Source organism: Paenibacillus sp. J31P190 (assembly GCF_059692075.1).
The window spans coordinates 16943-32368 of sequence record NZ_JCAUAS010000017.1 but is presented as its reverse complement, the minus strand read 5'-3'; the positions used below and the strand labels follow the sequence as shown (position 1 = coordinate 32368).

The following is a 15426-nucleotide window of genomic DNA, read 5'->3' as shown; positions in this document are numbered from 1 at the left end:
TTTTTTGCACGGTGCCTAAAGTTGTGCAAAATACAACATTTCACGGATAAGCAAATAAATGTAAGAATATACGTTTTGAGAGTAACTTGGTTTGCAGCAACCTTTATAGGCTATCTCAGTGCCGAGAACATCTCCCAGCCTATTGACAAATAAACTATATTTCGATAGCATCATTTGTGAAACGGACAATTGTCCGTAAAATTAAGTATTAGACAAGAGAGATCAGCAGAGGATGCTGAATCGGATGGAGGGAATACATGTCTTCAGGTAATAACAATGCAGCAACAGAAGCCCCGTTTTCAATGCGAAGCATACTAGGGCCTTTGGTCGCAATTGTGGTTGGGATTTTCATGGTCATATTGGACGGAACGGCGGTAAACGTTGCTCTTCCCAAGTTGCAGGAAGAATTTAAACTATTGAACTTGTCTTTAGTACAATGGACCGTGATCGGATATGCGCTGGCACAAGCCGCGGTCATTCCTTTAGCGGGCTGGCTATCCGACAGATTTGGCGCCAAGAAAATATTCTTGATCTCGGTAGGTCTATTCACGATCGGTTCTGGCCTATGTGCGCTGGCTAATTCGGTTGAAATGCTGATTACTTTCCGTATCATCCAAGGCCTCGGTGGCGGTGTTGTGGTACCGATTGCTATGGCGTTCATCTATCGTCTGTCGCCGCCGGGAAAAGTAGGGGCAGTTATGGGCATGATGGGGATTCCAATCTTGCTAGGTCCGGCACTAGGACCTGTCGTTGCAGGCTGGTTGGTTGAATATCACAGCTGGCAGTGGATCTTCCTGATTAACCTGCCTATCGGTGTCATCGGTATTATCCTCGGAATCCGTACATTACCGAATATTGGGCGGCAGTCGGTTGCATCCTTGGATTTACTTGGCATGCTGTTAGGTCCAATTGCTTTTGCAGCACTAGTGTACGGTGTTTCTAATGGCGGTATTGACCCGATTACCGGGAAATCCACTTGGATGGATGCTGATACGCTGATCGGCTCAGGAATCGGTATTGTGGCGCTTATTTTATTCGTTATTGTGGAATTAAGACGTGAGAATCCGCTGCTCGAGCTTCGCGTTTTCCGCTCAGGTAATTTTACAAAAGGGATCATCGTGCAATGGATTTCACAGATTGCGATGTTCGGAACTATGTTCCTTGTCCCCTTATATTTACAACAAGCCCATGGCTATAGCCCTTTGAAGACAGGACTCATCATGCTTCCGCAAGCTCTGGCTTCCGGTTTATTTATGCCAATTGGCGGTAAACTGTCAGATCGTTTCGGAGCGCGTCCGCTCGTCTTGGCGGGAATGGCTCTTACAACGATTTCAGCCTTGTTACTATCCAATATTTCTGGCGATTCAGGTGTAGGTGCAGTGATTCTGCCGCTTGCACTGCTAGGTGCGGGAATGGGACTGTTTATGATGCCTCTCAATAATCATTTGATCCAATCCGCACCTCAGAATTTGGTTGGGCGTGTAACGTCGCTAACGAACGCCGCACAGCAAGTGATGATGTCCTTCGCTATCGCCATTTTGATGACGATCTTTACAACGAAGATGAAAAATTTAATGGTTGAATCAGGTAAGCAGAAGCCGGATTTAGACTTGTATGCTTCTTCCTTTGGATACACGTTCTTAGTTCTGCTGGGTATCGCAGTTGTCGGCGGATTGCTAGGTCTTATGCTGCAAAAGCCCAAGAAGTTGGAAGGCGAGTCCACGGACGGTGCAGAAATTCCAATAATGGTTGGTCATTAATCTGACAAATTGTTGCGATAAATACTTTTATAGAAAACGAAAAGCCCGGTCCAAGTGGAACCGGGCTTTTTTCGCATTACTTAGTAAGATCATTGATTTTGTGAGCTGCTGCTGGAGGATTGATTTTCTTTAAATGCCTCTGCTGCTTCCTCTGCGGAAAATTCCGTATCATCTTTACCTGGGACAGGCATTTTGTTTAACTCCGTAGACTGTACTTCTGCCTTTGTTGCCTGATTATCTTGATTGGGCATGTGACACCTCCTTTATTAAAAATAACAACAAGGAATAGTTTTCCACCTTATGAAATTTTTATACCGATTACAGCGATTGGAAGTGCTCCTGAATGGACTTTTTCAAAATCGGTATCCATATTTCACTTTTAAAAGTTGGTGAGGTTACATCTTTATTCTCATTCCAAAGGATCTCTGGACCTTCTATTGCTTCATAGTTTGAGGATGGAAACCATTCGGAATAAATGCGTCCCCATACATTTTGCAGTGTATCAGGAAAAGGTCCGATTGCTTCGAATACAGCCCATGTTGAGGCGGAAACATCCAACTGTGTTAGGTTATCTGGACACTCATTCGTTGTTGCTACGCCAATATAGTGATCAAACTCTCCTTTTTCCTCCATCCTGCCTTCAGAAAAGTTTGTGGATGCACTAAGCAGTCCATTAGGCTCGAAATTAGAAAGTTTTTTAAGATTATTGATCGTTTCACCATCTAAACTTTTCCACATAGCGGCAATTTCTGGATTAACCCCGTTGAATTGGATGGGAACTCTTTTCTTAATTCCAACAATGCGAAATGCCTCTTTTTCTTCTATTCGATAGATCATTTCATTTCCTCCTTTGATGGATAACTGGAAGGTCATTGGTGGGTAAGCTTTAAGTGAATGGCCATTATTTCTGGCTTCTGACGGTGCAATACCATGCAAATTATGAAAAGCTCTAGTAAAAGAATCTGGTGAGTTGTACCCGTATTTCACAGCAATGTCTATGACCTTAACGCTGCTGCCTTTAAGCTCAAATGCTGCAAGAGTAAGACGTCTGCGGCGGATGTATTCCGATAGCGAAATACCTGCAAGGAAGGAAAACATCCTTTTAAAATGGTACTCGGAACAGAAAGCCCTTCTTGCTACTTCTTTAAAATCAATATCGTTCGCAAGGTTTTCTTCAATGTACCTTAAAGCACCATTCATGTTTGTAAGCAAATCCATTTATCTGACCTCCTTTATCAAAAGAATAGCAGGAATTAAATGTATCCATCCGACATATCGTGCACAATTAAGTAGGGTTCACACCTCATGTTGAAATGAGAATATCATCCATCATAAACTGCATTTCGTCAAATGGCATGCCAAGAACTTAAAGGGCTGTCCTCCAGTAGATTTACCCACTTATAGGACAGCCGCGCTTTCGTATTCAGTTAGTAATCGGATCCTTAAAAAGTACTAACTTTACTTGTATCCGGACACCAGCGGGAAGTGCGGTAATATCGGATCAAGATATCTACCGCTTCGTCCGTTCTCAGATGGGTGAGTGCTTCCGCTGCATAAGCTCTAACGTAACGGTCTTTGCTGTAAAGCGCTTGCTCCAAGGATTGGACAGCATCTTTCACGTCGCCAGTCTTACCAGTGCGCAGCAATGAAAGTGCCGCAGTATATCCGACCTTATTGGTAATGTATGTCTGATCGCCTACATACGACTTTATCGATTCCGTATGATTTGATTCTGAAGCATCGTCAGTTTCACATCGTATAGAATCCTTCAATACTTTCGCTAATGCCGCAACAACCTGTTCACCAGCATTCTTGAGCATACCTAATGATTCTACCGCATTTCGACGAACCCACTCGCTCTGATCCTGCAAGCTGGAGATCAGTGAGGGTATTACTTCACCTTCGGAAGAACCTATCATCCCGAGTACGAAAACCGCCAGTGCTCTGCGCTTTTCATCCTCATGTTTCATAACGCGGAGAAGGGCAGGAATCGCCTCAGTGCCTGCTCCTTGCAATCCGTATGCGGCCCGTTCCGCTGTCAGGCTCGACCCCTCCGTTATTTGCTTGATCAGCATCTCGATCCCTTGAGTTCCAAGTTGTCCAAGCGCATAGGCTGCATTCAAAGCGGTCGTTTCCACCGGATCTTTTAATAGAAGCCCTAGCGAGGGAGCGCAAGAAGCCGCTTCTTCACCGATTCGTCCCAATTCATCCGCCGCCCGCGCGCGATCGGTCGGGTTCTCTGACTCAAGCTTTTGCCGTAATGCCAACAATCGCTCCTCGGTCGTTGTCGTGACAACCTGCTTGGACGTAGGTTCTCCACGAAGCCAATTCCAGACGTCTTGCCATAAATTCATATGGATAGCGGGCGTTCCTTCCGGCACAATCATCTCCCTGCTTTGATGATTCCAGCTTGGGAACTCCGGTGCGCTCAATCTGAGAAATTGAAACTTAAGCATATAACGATCTAGTTCTGATACATTAAGCGAAGCTCTATGCCACAAGTCGAAATGCACGAGTACCATAGTACCCGCTTTGCCTGTGGGCAGCAGCGTCTCACCTTGGTCGCCGAGAAATTTCTCGTAGTATTGGGTGCCTGGCATGATCGCCGTAGGCCCTAAATCTTCGGTAATATCGTGGGTGTAATAGAAAATCATCGCCCACCACGGTCGGTGACTGCGCATGGAAGACCAATAGCCGTCTTTGTGCCATTTTCCGCCGCCCGGCGTCTGATTTCCAGGTTGATTGTAATGACAGTGTCGATGTGGATGCATGTAAAAGTCTGGGCCAAGTACACTGCTTAACGCTCCCTTGACAATCGGCGTATCGAACAGCTGCTGAATGTCCGGGACACGAGGCAGAATGTTGTTTCCAGGGTTTCCTTCATTATGCATAACGTGATTGATCTGGTTCATGATGCTCAAATGAAGTTGATGAGGCATGTCGTTCTGAAGCACCAGATATCCTTTGGTAATAAATTGCATCATTTGCTCATCTGTCAACAAATACTTGGTATCTAACATGTTAAATCCTCCTTAGAAATCTTCGTCCTTACTTAGAAATACTACAGTATTCGGTTTATTTTGTATTTGCAAAATCGTCAATTATTTGTACAATCGTCATATTAATTGCATTTTAATTTTTTCGAATAAGGTGGTGATCATGGATGGATTTCGCCGACTTACATCCTTATGTGTACTATGCAACCCGGTACCCATTCTCCAAAGGACAGACTAGCAACAATCGGATCTGTTATGCGTCCTCCCTATATTTGATTAGCGAGGGAAGAGGTGTCATTCACACCGAAGGTCGCACTTATGAAACGGTAGCCGGCTCTCTTGTGTACATACCAGCAGGGCAGTCTCACCATTGGGTTGCGGACAGCCTAGACCCGATGGTCCACATCTGCTGTTATTTCGATTGGTCATACGTAGACCGTCGGGCCGAGTTCACCCACCCGAGCATGATCTGTTATGATGCAGCCACTCTGGTTCCTACTCTGATTGGACCTGCATTTCCTTATTCATTACCTGAGCATGTGAAAGTGGAGAAGCTGCGGCTGTGGATGGATTTTTTTGAGAAATTTTATACCGAAAATCACTATACAAATGGGCGGACGTACGTTCGCAGCCTAAAGGTCCAAAGCAGCTTCCAGCAGTTTATCGAGTTTTTTCTAACTTTTGCCTTGAAAGAGGAGCATATCCCCAATCTCCGCATGTCCAAGTTACTTGAACGATTGGATCAGGATCTAGTACAAGGCAATCTGCAGCCTTTGGAGATCTATTACAGGGAGCTGCGCATAAGCCGTGGTTACTTTTTTGATTTGTTCAAAGATGCAACCGGATTGCCGCCAACTCAGTATGTCATCCAATTCAGGATCAATCGGGCGAAAGACGACCTCCTCTTTACGAATCTGAGCATCACCGAGATTGCAGACAAGCACGGATTTTCGACTTTGCATTATTTTTCGAAGCTGTTCCGCAAGATATACGGTCTATCACCACGGGAGTTCCGAGAAGAGAACAGAGAAGGTCTATGAGGAAAGAAGACGCTGGAAGGTCAGCATTTGAGGCGTAAAATGGAGCGAAAGATGTGACCCGGTCAGTTTCGTGCTGCCGATCCTGATTGCGCGCTTTCCTAAACGGATGTACTGGTTATTAGGCTGCGCTATTTTACAGCTTGCAGGATTGCTTCTTTTCATGATAAACGGTAATCCCTGGTTCTGTGCCATCCTACTCGGGATTGGTGCAGGCGGACTGTTTCCTATCGTTTTGATGCTGCCGCTGGAAGAAACAGGTGATGCGGAAACCGCGAGTGCTTGGGCAGCGATGAATCAGTCTGGCGGGTATGTTATTGGCTCTTTGGGTCCAATCTTTGTTGGTTGGATACATGATGCTACAGGCAGCTTCGTTCCGGCATTTGGCGGAATGGTTATAGTAGTCGTGTTTATGATGCTGCTCCATCTTATCATTGGCAATAAGAAAGAGCAGTCAAGCTTGGAGATTCCCCGTCAAGCGGCGACTTCGTCATCCCGATAATAGATGGGGATAATGTGATTTGAAGTTTTAAAAATAACCATTCAGCAACTGCTGTATGGTTATTTTTATTGTGAAATTGGGTATGCTGAATGAATTATGGCAGCTCCAAGTCATTGCATATACCTTTCCAGTAGCAGTTCTTTCCAGCAATATTGTGCTAGTAATCCGAATTATTATCTAGAGCGAAATCCATAATGAACGATTATACTTTATTTACTGCAGCGGATTTCAAAGGAAAATTGGTAATTTGAAAACGCTTTAAATCGCTTTGGAACGAAGAAAGAGAATGGAATGTATCACATTATTAGTCACAATCAAAAATAATGAGATCAGTTTGGTTCTAAAGTGGAAAGCAAAATCGTGCTAGTGTTTGGCAATATTGTTTAGTTCCATCCATCTGTTTTGAAGGTATTCTAATGTTAATAAACTTAACATAGATATTTCGGTTTAATGATTCGATTGATTTCTTGTTAAGTTAATTAACATTTAGAAGGAGGCGCCTTGATACTTAACCTGATAAAATTGCAGGAAAAGATGTACCATTTATTCATGTTTAAAAGTGGTTACTTGCCTCCGGAGGGCTTAGTCAAGACATTCATAAAATCGATTTTCATAAACGGGGGTTACTGCTATGTCCGTACAACTATCCATGAAACCTTATAAGATTGATGACGCGCCGCTTAATAAGTTTCATCTGAAAATTACAGCACTTACGTTTGGTTCTAATTTTTCCGATGGATATGCTCTTGGTATTATAGGAATGGCTCTGACTTTGATCGGACCTCAAATGAACCTTAGCCCGATTTGGAGCGGATTAATAGGAAGTTCAGCGTTGATCGGACTTTTTTTCGGCAGTCTACTCCTCGGAGGATTATCTGACCGTATAGGTAGACAGAAAATCTTCCTTGGTAACTTCGTAGTCATTGCTTTAGCATCTTTCTTACAATTTTTTGTACAAGATCCTACGATTCTGTTCATCCTGCGTATATTGATCGGTTTTGCTTTGGGTGGCGATTACGCGATTGGGTCGACGCTGCTTGCCGAGTTCGCGCCTAGAAAGCATCGAGGTTTTTTACTTTCTTTCTTAAATGTCATGTGGACCGTCGGTTATGTAGTCTCCAACATTGTTGGTTATTATCTGCTTAAGACCGGTCCGGATTCCTGGCGGTGGATGCTAGCTAGTGCGGCTATCCCGGCAGTAATCGTTCTTCTGTTGCGAATCGGAACACCTGAATCCCCTAGATGGCTCATTAGCATGGGACGTGTGGAGGAAGCAAGGGAAATCGTGAAGAAGCATATCGGACCACTTGCTGAGCTTGATGAAACGCGTTTGGAGCATACCTCGAAAACGTACCGCTTTCAAGATCTTTTCAAAAAACAACTTTGGAAGCGTACGGCTTTTGGCGGTCTATTTTATGTATGTCAAGTCATTCCGTACTTCGCCATTTATACGTTCCTGCCGGATATTTTAGCTAAAATGGGATTTGAAGAGACGTTCTTAATGGACACCATTCTGAATTTATTCCTGCTTGTCGGTTCGGTTGCCGGTCTGTGGTTTACAGAGAAATATACACGTAGGAGCTTTACGATTAGCACGTTTATAATCCTTACAGTCTCCTTGCTTGCGCTTACTCTTTTACCAGCAGGTTCACATATCGTGGCAATTTCAATATTTTGTTTATTTACCTTTGTCATGTCTGCTGCTTCCAATCTTACCTTAGTATATCCAGCCGAGCTCTTTCCCACCGAAATTCGGGGATCTGGTGTTGGTGTTGTTACTGCAATAAGCCGAATCGGTTCGGCCATTGGAACTTTTCTTTTACCGGTAAGCGTTAGTTCCATGGGATTAACCCCATCAATGATAGGTATGAGCGTAGTACTGCTAATTGGAACTATCGTTTCTATCGCTTGGGCGCCGGAGACGAAATCACTTGCTCTGGATGATGACATCCATTATCATTAATCAAACTTTCGACAAGAGATGTCTTTCAGACATCTCTTGTATGCATATTTAACCGACAACTATTGCATAGTATGTATTGGTTTTAAAGGAGATGTTCTCATGGAAATTGAAACTGCCCCCATACATCCTAAAGACATAAATACAGTGATTCTTGGCGATCATCCGATCTCAATTTCCGAATTTGTTGCAGTAGCCCGTTATGGGGCCCAAATATCCTTTTCACAAAGCTTCTGCGATCGCGTCAAGCAATCCAGACACCTAATCGAGAAATTTTTAAACGAAAACCGCATCATTTATGGCGTTACGACTGGCTTTGGGAGCAATGTGACAGAGATCATCTCAACCGAAGATGCCGAGACCCTGCAGCGCAACATTATTAGATCGCATGCCGTTTCCGTAGGGGACCCACTAGAGAAAGAAGTTGTAAGAGCCATACAACTGATGATTCTCATTCATTTGGGTCATGGTTATTCCGGGGTTCGGTTGGAACTGCTAGAGCTTGTGGCTTCCCTATTGAATCAAGGAATTACCCCTTTTGCTCCAGGTGATGGATCCGTTGGCTATCTTTCTCCGGAAGCTCATATGGCATTGGTGCTTATTGGGGAGGGCAAAGCATGGTACAAGGAAGAACTCATCTCAGGCAGTGAGGCGCTTGAAAGAGCAGGATTAAAACCTACGACTTTAAGCTGTAAAGAAGGACTGGCACTGACCAGCGGGACATCCTCCGTTACTGCAATGGCCATTCTAACTCTATATAATGCCATTCAAGCGGCAAAAACCGCGGATATTGCGGGCGCCATGTCACTTGAAGCTTTGAAAGGAACGATTCACGCCTTTGATCCAAGACTTCATTCTTTAAAAAAACATGAGGAACAGGCTAAGACGGCACAAAATATAATCCGAATCCTTAAAGGCAGTGAAATTGTTGAAACCTATAAAGATTATCGATTGCAAGATGCGTTAAGTTTACGATGCATTCCTCAAGTGCATGGAGCTTCCAAAAAAAATCTGAAGGATGCAGCCTTTACAATCCATAATGAGCTGAACTCCGTAAGCGATAATCCTGTTATTTATCCCGAAGACAATGATGGAATTGCTCTAATGGGAGGTAATTTCGACGGTACCTATGTCGGCATTCAGGCAGATACGATGTGTATAGCCATGGCTAATCTGGCAAAAATAGCAGAGAGAAGAATTGACCGATTAGTGAACTATCACCTGAGCGAGCTGCCTAGTTTTTTAGTGAAGAATCCAGGATTAAACAGCGGATATATGATCCCGCAATATACGGCTGTAGGACTGCTGGGAGAGATTAGAATTCTTTCTCATCCAGCCTCCGTAGATAATGTTCCCACTTGCGCCAATCAAGAGGATGTTGTCAGCTTCGCATATGCGGCTTCAAGGAAAGCCTATCAAATTTCGAAGAAATTGACGTATATTTTGGCGATTGAATTAATGTCGGCCGTACAAGCTCTTGATTTTCATCGTCCGTTGAAACCTTCACCGGTAATTGCGGCAGTATATAATCTGATACGATCGAAAGTGCCGATGGTGGAGGAAGACCGATTTCTCTATCCGGACATCGTGACGATCTATCATCAAATTCATGAGGGCGACATCGTAAAGGTTGTTGAAGACATGATAGGTGAAATAGAATAAAATAACATGGAAGCAGTTTTCTCTGAAGTTTAAGAGCAAAACGGCTTCCTTTTTTAAGATAGGGGAGGTGATTAGACAATGAAATTGGATACGGCCCAAGCCTCCTTTTCGCAACTTCTCATTTCCGGGACGTTAATCCATGAAGCGGATTATGAAGAAATGCGTGAGCGGCTTGGTATCGAACCGCGGCCCCAAGTCGTTATTGTTTTGTCCATCGACCGTTATACGGATTTGGCCTTGGACAAGTCATTGCAATGGAGTATTGAGATCGGGCAGGTGTTGGTGGAAGCTATTTTTGAGAGCATCACCTTGCCATTCCTGTGGGTATGGGTTGGAGAAGGCGTACTTGCCGTACTATTGGATCTCCAATCAGTTCAACCCGTAGAAGCGTCTTATAAACAAGTTACGTATGGCATGGTCCGTAAAATTCAAAACTTCGTAGATACGAAGGGCTTTTCCGTTTCAGCCGGGATAGGCACCTATTATGAAGATCCTTACAAGCTTCATCTTTCCTACAGCGAAGCCAAAGAATCATTGATCGACCGTTTCTTTCAAGGAAACCGGATGATTTTTCAATATGAAGGACAAAAAAGCATTCAGGAAGAACGCGCAAAGCCTGTGACCCACGAAGAGAAAATCGAATTGCTGTCACGTGTCCGGATCGGTGATGAAGAAGGCTCAATCACTTATTTGATCGAGTTATTAGAAAGTCTCTCCCAATCGTATAAGCATAATATTGATCTATTTAAGTCGGAAGCCTATGATCTAGTACTTTCTTTGTCAAGAATGGTTGTCGACTTAGGAGGTAATGCTTCTGAAATTTTATCTGAAAACGCGAGAATGCTTCAAGACTTGTACAGTACCATTCGATATGACAAATTTGTTAAAAAGCTGTGCGCATACTGGAGGAAGCTGGCCAGGCAGGTATCGGACGATCATGCCTTAGAGGTGTCCCCCATTGTGAGATCCGCTATTGTCTATATAAGAGAGCATCATCAAGACAAAATGCTATTAAAAGAAATTGCCCAGCATTGTTACTTAAGCACCCATTATTTTGCCCATGTATTCAAAAAAGAAGCGGGTGTAAGCTTTGTCGATTTTCTAAATAAAGTTCGTATTGAGAAGGCCGTTTATTTGTTAGAGAAAACGGAATTGACCATGCAAGAGATTGCCGCGCGAGTTGGCTTTCAGGATGCGAACTATTTTGCAAGGAAATTTAAAATGATTATGGGGTGCAGCCCGACGGACTATCGGTCATCAGCCCAGTGCTAGTGTTATAGGTATAATCACTTAAAGCCAATCCGCTCAGGGGTTGGCTTTTAAGCGTTTTCATCGGAATGTTCAATTCCGAGGTAAATCGTAATATTGTGCTACCTTTCCGCAAATTCGGCTAGATTCAGATGCCCCATTTTTCAGTATGATGGAGTCATAGAAACAAACAAACTTTGTTTCATCAACCTACAGGAGGGAAGCAGCTTTGAGACAAATTGAACTGCTGAATCCGCCAGAATTCGTACGAAACTCCAATTGGCGGGATCGATTCGAGACCAAGGTATCCCAGTGGTTGACCCCTTGGGAAGGCGAGGAAGAAGTCCAAGTCGGTTTCATCGGAGTTCCGCTTTCTAAGACGTCAATCAGTATTTCAGGCGCTTCGATGACACCGAATGCCTTGCGGGAATTATTTGCGAATGTGACAACGTACAGTATCGACCACGGTGTCGATTTGCAGGAATTGCAAGCACGTGATCTTGGAGATATTCAGATGCATGTGACGGATCTGCTGCGCTGTCATGCCAATATTGAACAAGGGCTGAAGAACATTTATGCAGCCATGCCTCATATGTTCCCGATTATTGCAGGCGGCGATCATTCCATTACGTGCCCCTCTGTGAAAGCCTTTAAGCATCATGTCGGTGGAAAGGTGGGGATCGTTCAGCTTGACTCCCACATGGATGTCCGGAATCTGGAGGATGGAGGTCCTTCCAACGGAACGCCAATCCGCGGGTTGATTGAATCGGGCACGGTTGAAGGCCGCCACATTGCGCAAATCGGACTTCACAGCTTTGCCAATTCAAGAGCGTATCATGAATACGCCATGGCGCAAGGAATTACTCAATATACGGCGCGTCAGGTAGCCAAAGAAGGAATCGAAGCTTTGGTGGAAAAGGCGCTGGAGGTTGCCGGTGACGGGACGGATGCTATTTATGTAACCGTTGACATGGATGTACTGGATCAAGCATATGCGCCAGGTGTGCCAGCGCTCGTTCCAGCAGGAATGACCTCATGGCAGCTGTTGGAAGCGGTATTCCTATTAGGACAGCATCCTAAGGTGCGAGGCTTTGATATTGTTTGTGTGGATCCTATGCAAGATCCCCGCAGAGCTACGGTCAGGACCGCCTTGCATGTTATCTTAACTTTCTTGACGGGATATATGAAACGAAACTAAATCGAACACAACATAGAGGAGTGACTATTCATGGAACAAACAGTCAAACGTACGATTCGAGCAGCACACGGAACGAAGCTAACGGCAAAAGGGTGGCAGCAGGAAGCTGTCCTGCGTATGTTGATGAACAATCTGGACCCTGACGTAGCCGAACGTCCGGAAGATCTCGTCGTCTATGGCGGAATTGGCAAGGCTGCGCGGAACTGGGAGTCTTATGACAAGATCGTAGAATGTCTAACGAACCTGGAAGCGGATGAAACACTGCTTGTACAATCCGGGAAACCGGTTGGCGTATTCAGAACGCATTCGCATGCGCCGCGGGTTCTCATCTCCAACTCGGTCATTGTTCCGGCCTATGCCAACTGGGAGACGTTCCATGAACTCGATAAGCAGGGTCTTATGATGTACGGCCAGATGACGGCTGGCAGCTGGATTTATATCGGTACGCAAGGCATTTTGCAAGGAACCTATGAGACCTTCGCAGAGGCAGCTAGGCAGCATTCGGGAGGCACATTAAGAGGTACTTTGACTTTAACGGCCGGACTTGGCGGTATGGGCGGCGCTCAACCTCTCGCAGTAACGATGAACGATGGCGTCGTTATTGGTGTAGATGTAGATCCGACCCGTATTCAACGCAGAATCGACACGCGTTATTGCGACGTCATGGTTTACGATCTGGATGAAGCGTTGAAGCTTGCGAACGAAGCGAAAGCAGAGGGAAAAGCGCTCGCTATTGGGCTAGTAGGAAACGCTGCAGAGGTCTTCGCGGAATTTGTGAAACGGGGAATTGTGCCTGATTTCGTAACCGATCAAACCTCGGCTCACGATCCGCTTAACGGCTATGTACCGGTCGGTTACTCATTGGAAGCTGCGGCTGACTTGCGTAAAAACGATCCGACACAGTATGTGAAGCTTTCCAAAAAGTCGATGGCTGCGCACGTGCAGGCGATGCTTGATCTTCAAAAACTGGGGTCAACCGTATTTGATTATGGCAACAACATCCGCCAAGTAGCTCTTGATGAAGGGGTTAAGGACGCTTTTAACTTCCCTGGATTTGTTCCAGCTTACATTCGTCCGCTCTTCTGCGAAGGAAAAGGACCGTTCCGTTGGGCGGCACTCTCCGGTAATCCGGAGGATATCTATAAAACCGATGAACTTGCTTTGAAATTGTTCCCAGACAATGCGCATCTGCGTAAATGGATCGAATTGGCAAGAGAGAAAGTTGCTTTCCAAGGTCTACCAGCGCGTATTTGCTGGTTGGGTTACGGGGAACGGGCCAAGATGGGTCTGGCCATTAACGAAATGGTGCGCAATGGTGAACTGTCCGCGCCAATCGTTATCGGACGTGATCATCTGGATTGCGGTTCCGTGGCTTCTCCAAACCGTGAGACCGAGTCGATGAAGGACGGCAGCGATGTTGTTGGCGACTGGGCGATATTAAATGCGCTAGTGAATACGGCATCCGGTGCGAGCTGGGTTTCCGTCCATCATGGCGGCGGCGTAGGCATGGGATACTCCCTGCACGCAGGTATGGTTGTCGTTGCGGACGGTTCCAAAGAAGCGGACGAAAGATTAGCGCGCGTCTTGAATACGGACCCTGGAATGGGCGTCATCCGTCACGCTGATGCGGGTTATGACATTGCCATTCAAACGGCGAAGGAACGCGGCGTTCGCGTACCGATGATGGGTATCTAATCGTTACTGAATATATATAAAAGAATGAAGATAACTTGCAGCAAGCCCGATCGGGCTTGCTGTATTTCGAGGGGGAGAAACGATGGAGAACAATCGGATTGACCTGCTGATCCATAATATTGGCACACTGATCACCATGCAAGGAACTCAGGAGCCGCGCCGAGGCGATGAAATGTCAGAGGTTGCAGCAGTTCGAAGAGGAGCTGTGGCAATCACAGACGGTATCATTGTTGGAGTAGGAACGGAAGAAGAAGTTTTGGCACAAATCGGTGAACGGCCGATAACTCATAAGCATGATGCTGAGGGTAAGCTTGTTACCCCTGGACTTATCGACCCTCATACGCATTTGGTTCACGGCGGTTCTCGCGAGAATGAATTAGCCTTAAAGCTGAAAGGCGCTTCTTATTTAGAAATTTTAGCTCAAGGCGGCGGGATTCTCAGTACAGTCCGCTCAACCCGTCAGGCTTCGGAAGAAGAGTTGTACGTAAAGGCTAAAAAAAGCTTGGATACGATGCTTTCTTATGGGGTTACCACAGCAGAAGCCAAGAGCGGATATGGTCTAACGCTGGATGATGAGCTTAAGCAGCTCAGGGTCACTCGCAAACTCAATCAGGAACATCCGGTTGATTTGGTGTCTACGTTCATGGGTGCTCATATGGTGCCAGAAGAATATAAGGGCCGGTCTCAAGAATTCGTTCAGCTTATCATTGAAGAAATGCTCCCCGAAGTGAAACGTCAGGGACTTGCTGAATTTTGCGATGTATTTTGTGAGCACGGCGTATTTTCTGTGGAAGAATCGGAACAAATTCTGTTGGCTGCAAAAGCGATGGGCTTCGGCTTGAAAATCCATGCTGACGAAATCGAGCCGATGGGCGGCGCGCAGCTTGCCGGCAAACTGGGTTGTATCTCCGCCGAGCATTTGATCGCCGCATCAGATGAAGGATTGGAAGCGATGCAGCGGGCGGGCGTCATTGCTGTCTGTCTGCCAGCTACCTCCTTTAATTTAAGGCTGAAGCATCACGCCCGAGCGCGTAGGATGATTGAAATGGGACTTCCCGTAGCTTTATCCACGGATTATAATCCGGGAAGTTCGCCAACGGAATCCATACAGCTCGTCATGACGCTGGGCTGTCTGAATTTAGGGATGTCGCCGGAGGAAGTTCTGACGGCCGTAACCATCAATGCGGCTCACGCGATCGGAAAAGCGGGTACGATTGGCAGTTTGGAAGCGGGCAAACAAGCAGATTTGGTTATTTACAATGCGGATAACTTGGCCTATCTGCCTTATCACTTTGGGATCAACCATGTTCATTCCGTATTCAAGCAAGGAAAAATGGTAGTCACGGACGGCAAACGGATTCATTAAAG

12 protein-coding genes are annotated in these 15426 nt (G+C 45.5%); 9 read left to right on the top strand and 3 right to left on the bottom strand.

Features of this window, described 5'->3' with window-relative positions; translation table 11 throughout:
* The first annotated feature begins 257 nt into the window (after positions 1 to 257).
* A complete protein-coding gene (locus tag AC58U0_RS25210) occupies positions 258 to 1760 on the top strand; it encodes an MDR family MFS transporter (RefSeq protein WP_497381661.1) in 1503 nt (500 codons plus the stop codon).
* A gap of 89 nt (positions 1761 to 1849) precedes the next feature.
* On the opposite strand, the gene AC58U0_RS25205 is transcribed toward AC58U0_RS25210, so the two are convergent.
* The 3 genes from AC58U0_RS25205 to AC58U0_RS25195 form a co-directional block, all read right to left on the bottom strand.
* On the bottom strand, positions 1850 to 2011 hold the full coding sequence (locus AC58U0_RS25205; RefSeq protein ID WP_164484193.1) for a hypothetical protein: 162 nt from the start codon (positions 2009 to 2011) through the stop codon (positions 1850 to 1852).
* A gap of 67 nt (positions 2012 to 2078) precedes the next feature.
* Complete coding sequence (locus tag AC58U0_RS25200; RefSeq protein WP_497381660.1) at positions 2079 to 2978, bottom strand: AraC family transcriptional regulator; 900 nt, start codon at positions 2976 to 2978, stop codon at positions 2079 to 2081.
* Positions 2979 to 3202: 224 nt separating this feature from the next.
* The gene (locus AC58U0_RS25195) at positions 3203 to 4780 is read right to left on the bottom strand and encodes a HEAT repeat domain-containing protein (RefSeq protein WP_497381659.1); all 1578 of its coding nucleotides are present in this window, start codon (positions 4778 to 4780) and stop codon (positions 3203 to 3205) included.
* Positions 4781 to 4923: 143 nt separating this feature from the next.
* Between AC58U0_RS25195 and AC58U0_RS25190 the strand changes: the two genes are divergently transcribed.
* The 8 genes from AC58U0_RS25190 to hutI all read left to right on the top strand — a co-directional run bounded on the left by AC58U0_RS25190 (position 4924) and on the right by hutI (position 15424).
* The gene (locus AC58U0_RS25190; RefSeq protein WP_497381658.1) at positions 4924 to 5796 is read left to right on the top strand and encodes a helix-turn-helix domain-containing protein; all 873 of its coding nucleotides are present in this window, start codon (positions 4924 to 4926) and stop codon (positions 5794 to 5796) included.
* 70 nt (positions 5797 to 5866) lie between these two features.
* The gene (locus AC58U0_RS25185) at positions 5867 to 6295 is read left to right on the top strand and encodes an MFS transporter (RefSeq protein WP_497381657.1); all 429 of its coding nucleotides are present in this window, start codon (positions 5867 to 5869) and stop codon (positions 6293 to 6295) included.
* Between the two features lie 631 nt (positions 6296 to 6926).
* Positions 6927 to 8258: an MFS transporter gene (locus tag AC58U0_RS25180; RefSeq protein ID WP_057306698.1), complete on the top strand. Its 1332-nt coding sequence runs from the start codon at positions 6927 to 6929 to the stop codon at positions 8256 to 8258.
* Positions 8259 to 8357: 99 nt separating this feature from the next.
* Positions 8358 to 9917 carry a histidine ammonia-lyase gene (gene hutH, locus AC58U0_RS25175; RefSeq protein WP_497381656.1) on the top strand — a complete coding sequence of 520 codons (1560 nt, stop codon included), beginning with the start codon at positions 8358 to 8360 and terminating at the stop codon, positions 9915 to 9917.
* Positions 9918 to 9995: 78 nt separating this feature from the next.
* On the top strand, positions 9996 to 11189 hold the full coding sequence (locus AC58U0_RS25170; RefSeq protein WP_497381655.1) for a helix-turn-helix domain-containing protein: 1194 nt from the start codon (positions 9996 to 9998) through the stop codon (positions 11187 to 11189).
* 205 nt (positions 11190 to 11394) lie between these two features.
* Positions 11395 to 12363 (top strand): formimidoylglutamase, encoded by a 969-nt coding sequence (gene hutG, locus AC58U0_RS25165; protein ID WP_497381654.1) that lies wholly within the window; start codon positions 11395 to 11397, stop codon positions 12361 to 12363.
* Between the two features lie 30 nt (positions 12364 to 12393).
* Positions 12394 to 14058, top strand: a complete 1665-nt coding sequence (gene hutU / locus AC58U0_RS25160; protein ID WP_497381653.1) for a urocanate hydratase — start codon at positions 12394 to 12396, stop codon at positions 14056 to 14058.
* A gap of 82 nt (positions 14059 to 14140) precedes the next feature.
* Positions 14141 to 15424 carry an imidazolonepropionase gene (gene hutI, locus AC58U0_RS25155; RefSeq protein WP_497381652.1) on the top strand — a complete coding sequence of 428 codons (1284 nt, stop codon included), beginning with the start codon at positions 14141 to 14143 and terminating at the stop codon, positions 15422 to 15424.
* The last annotated feature ends 2 nt before the right edge of the window (positions 15425 to 15426 follow it).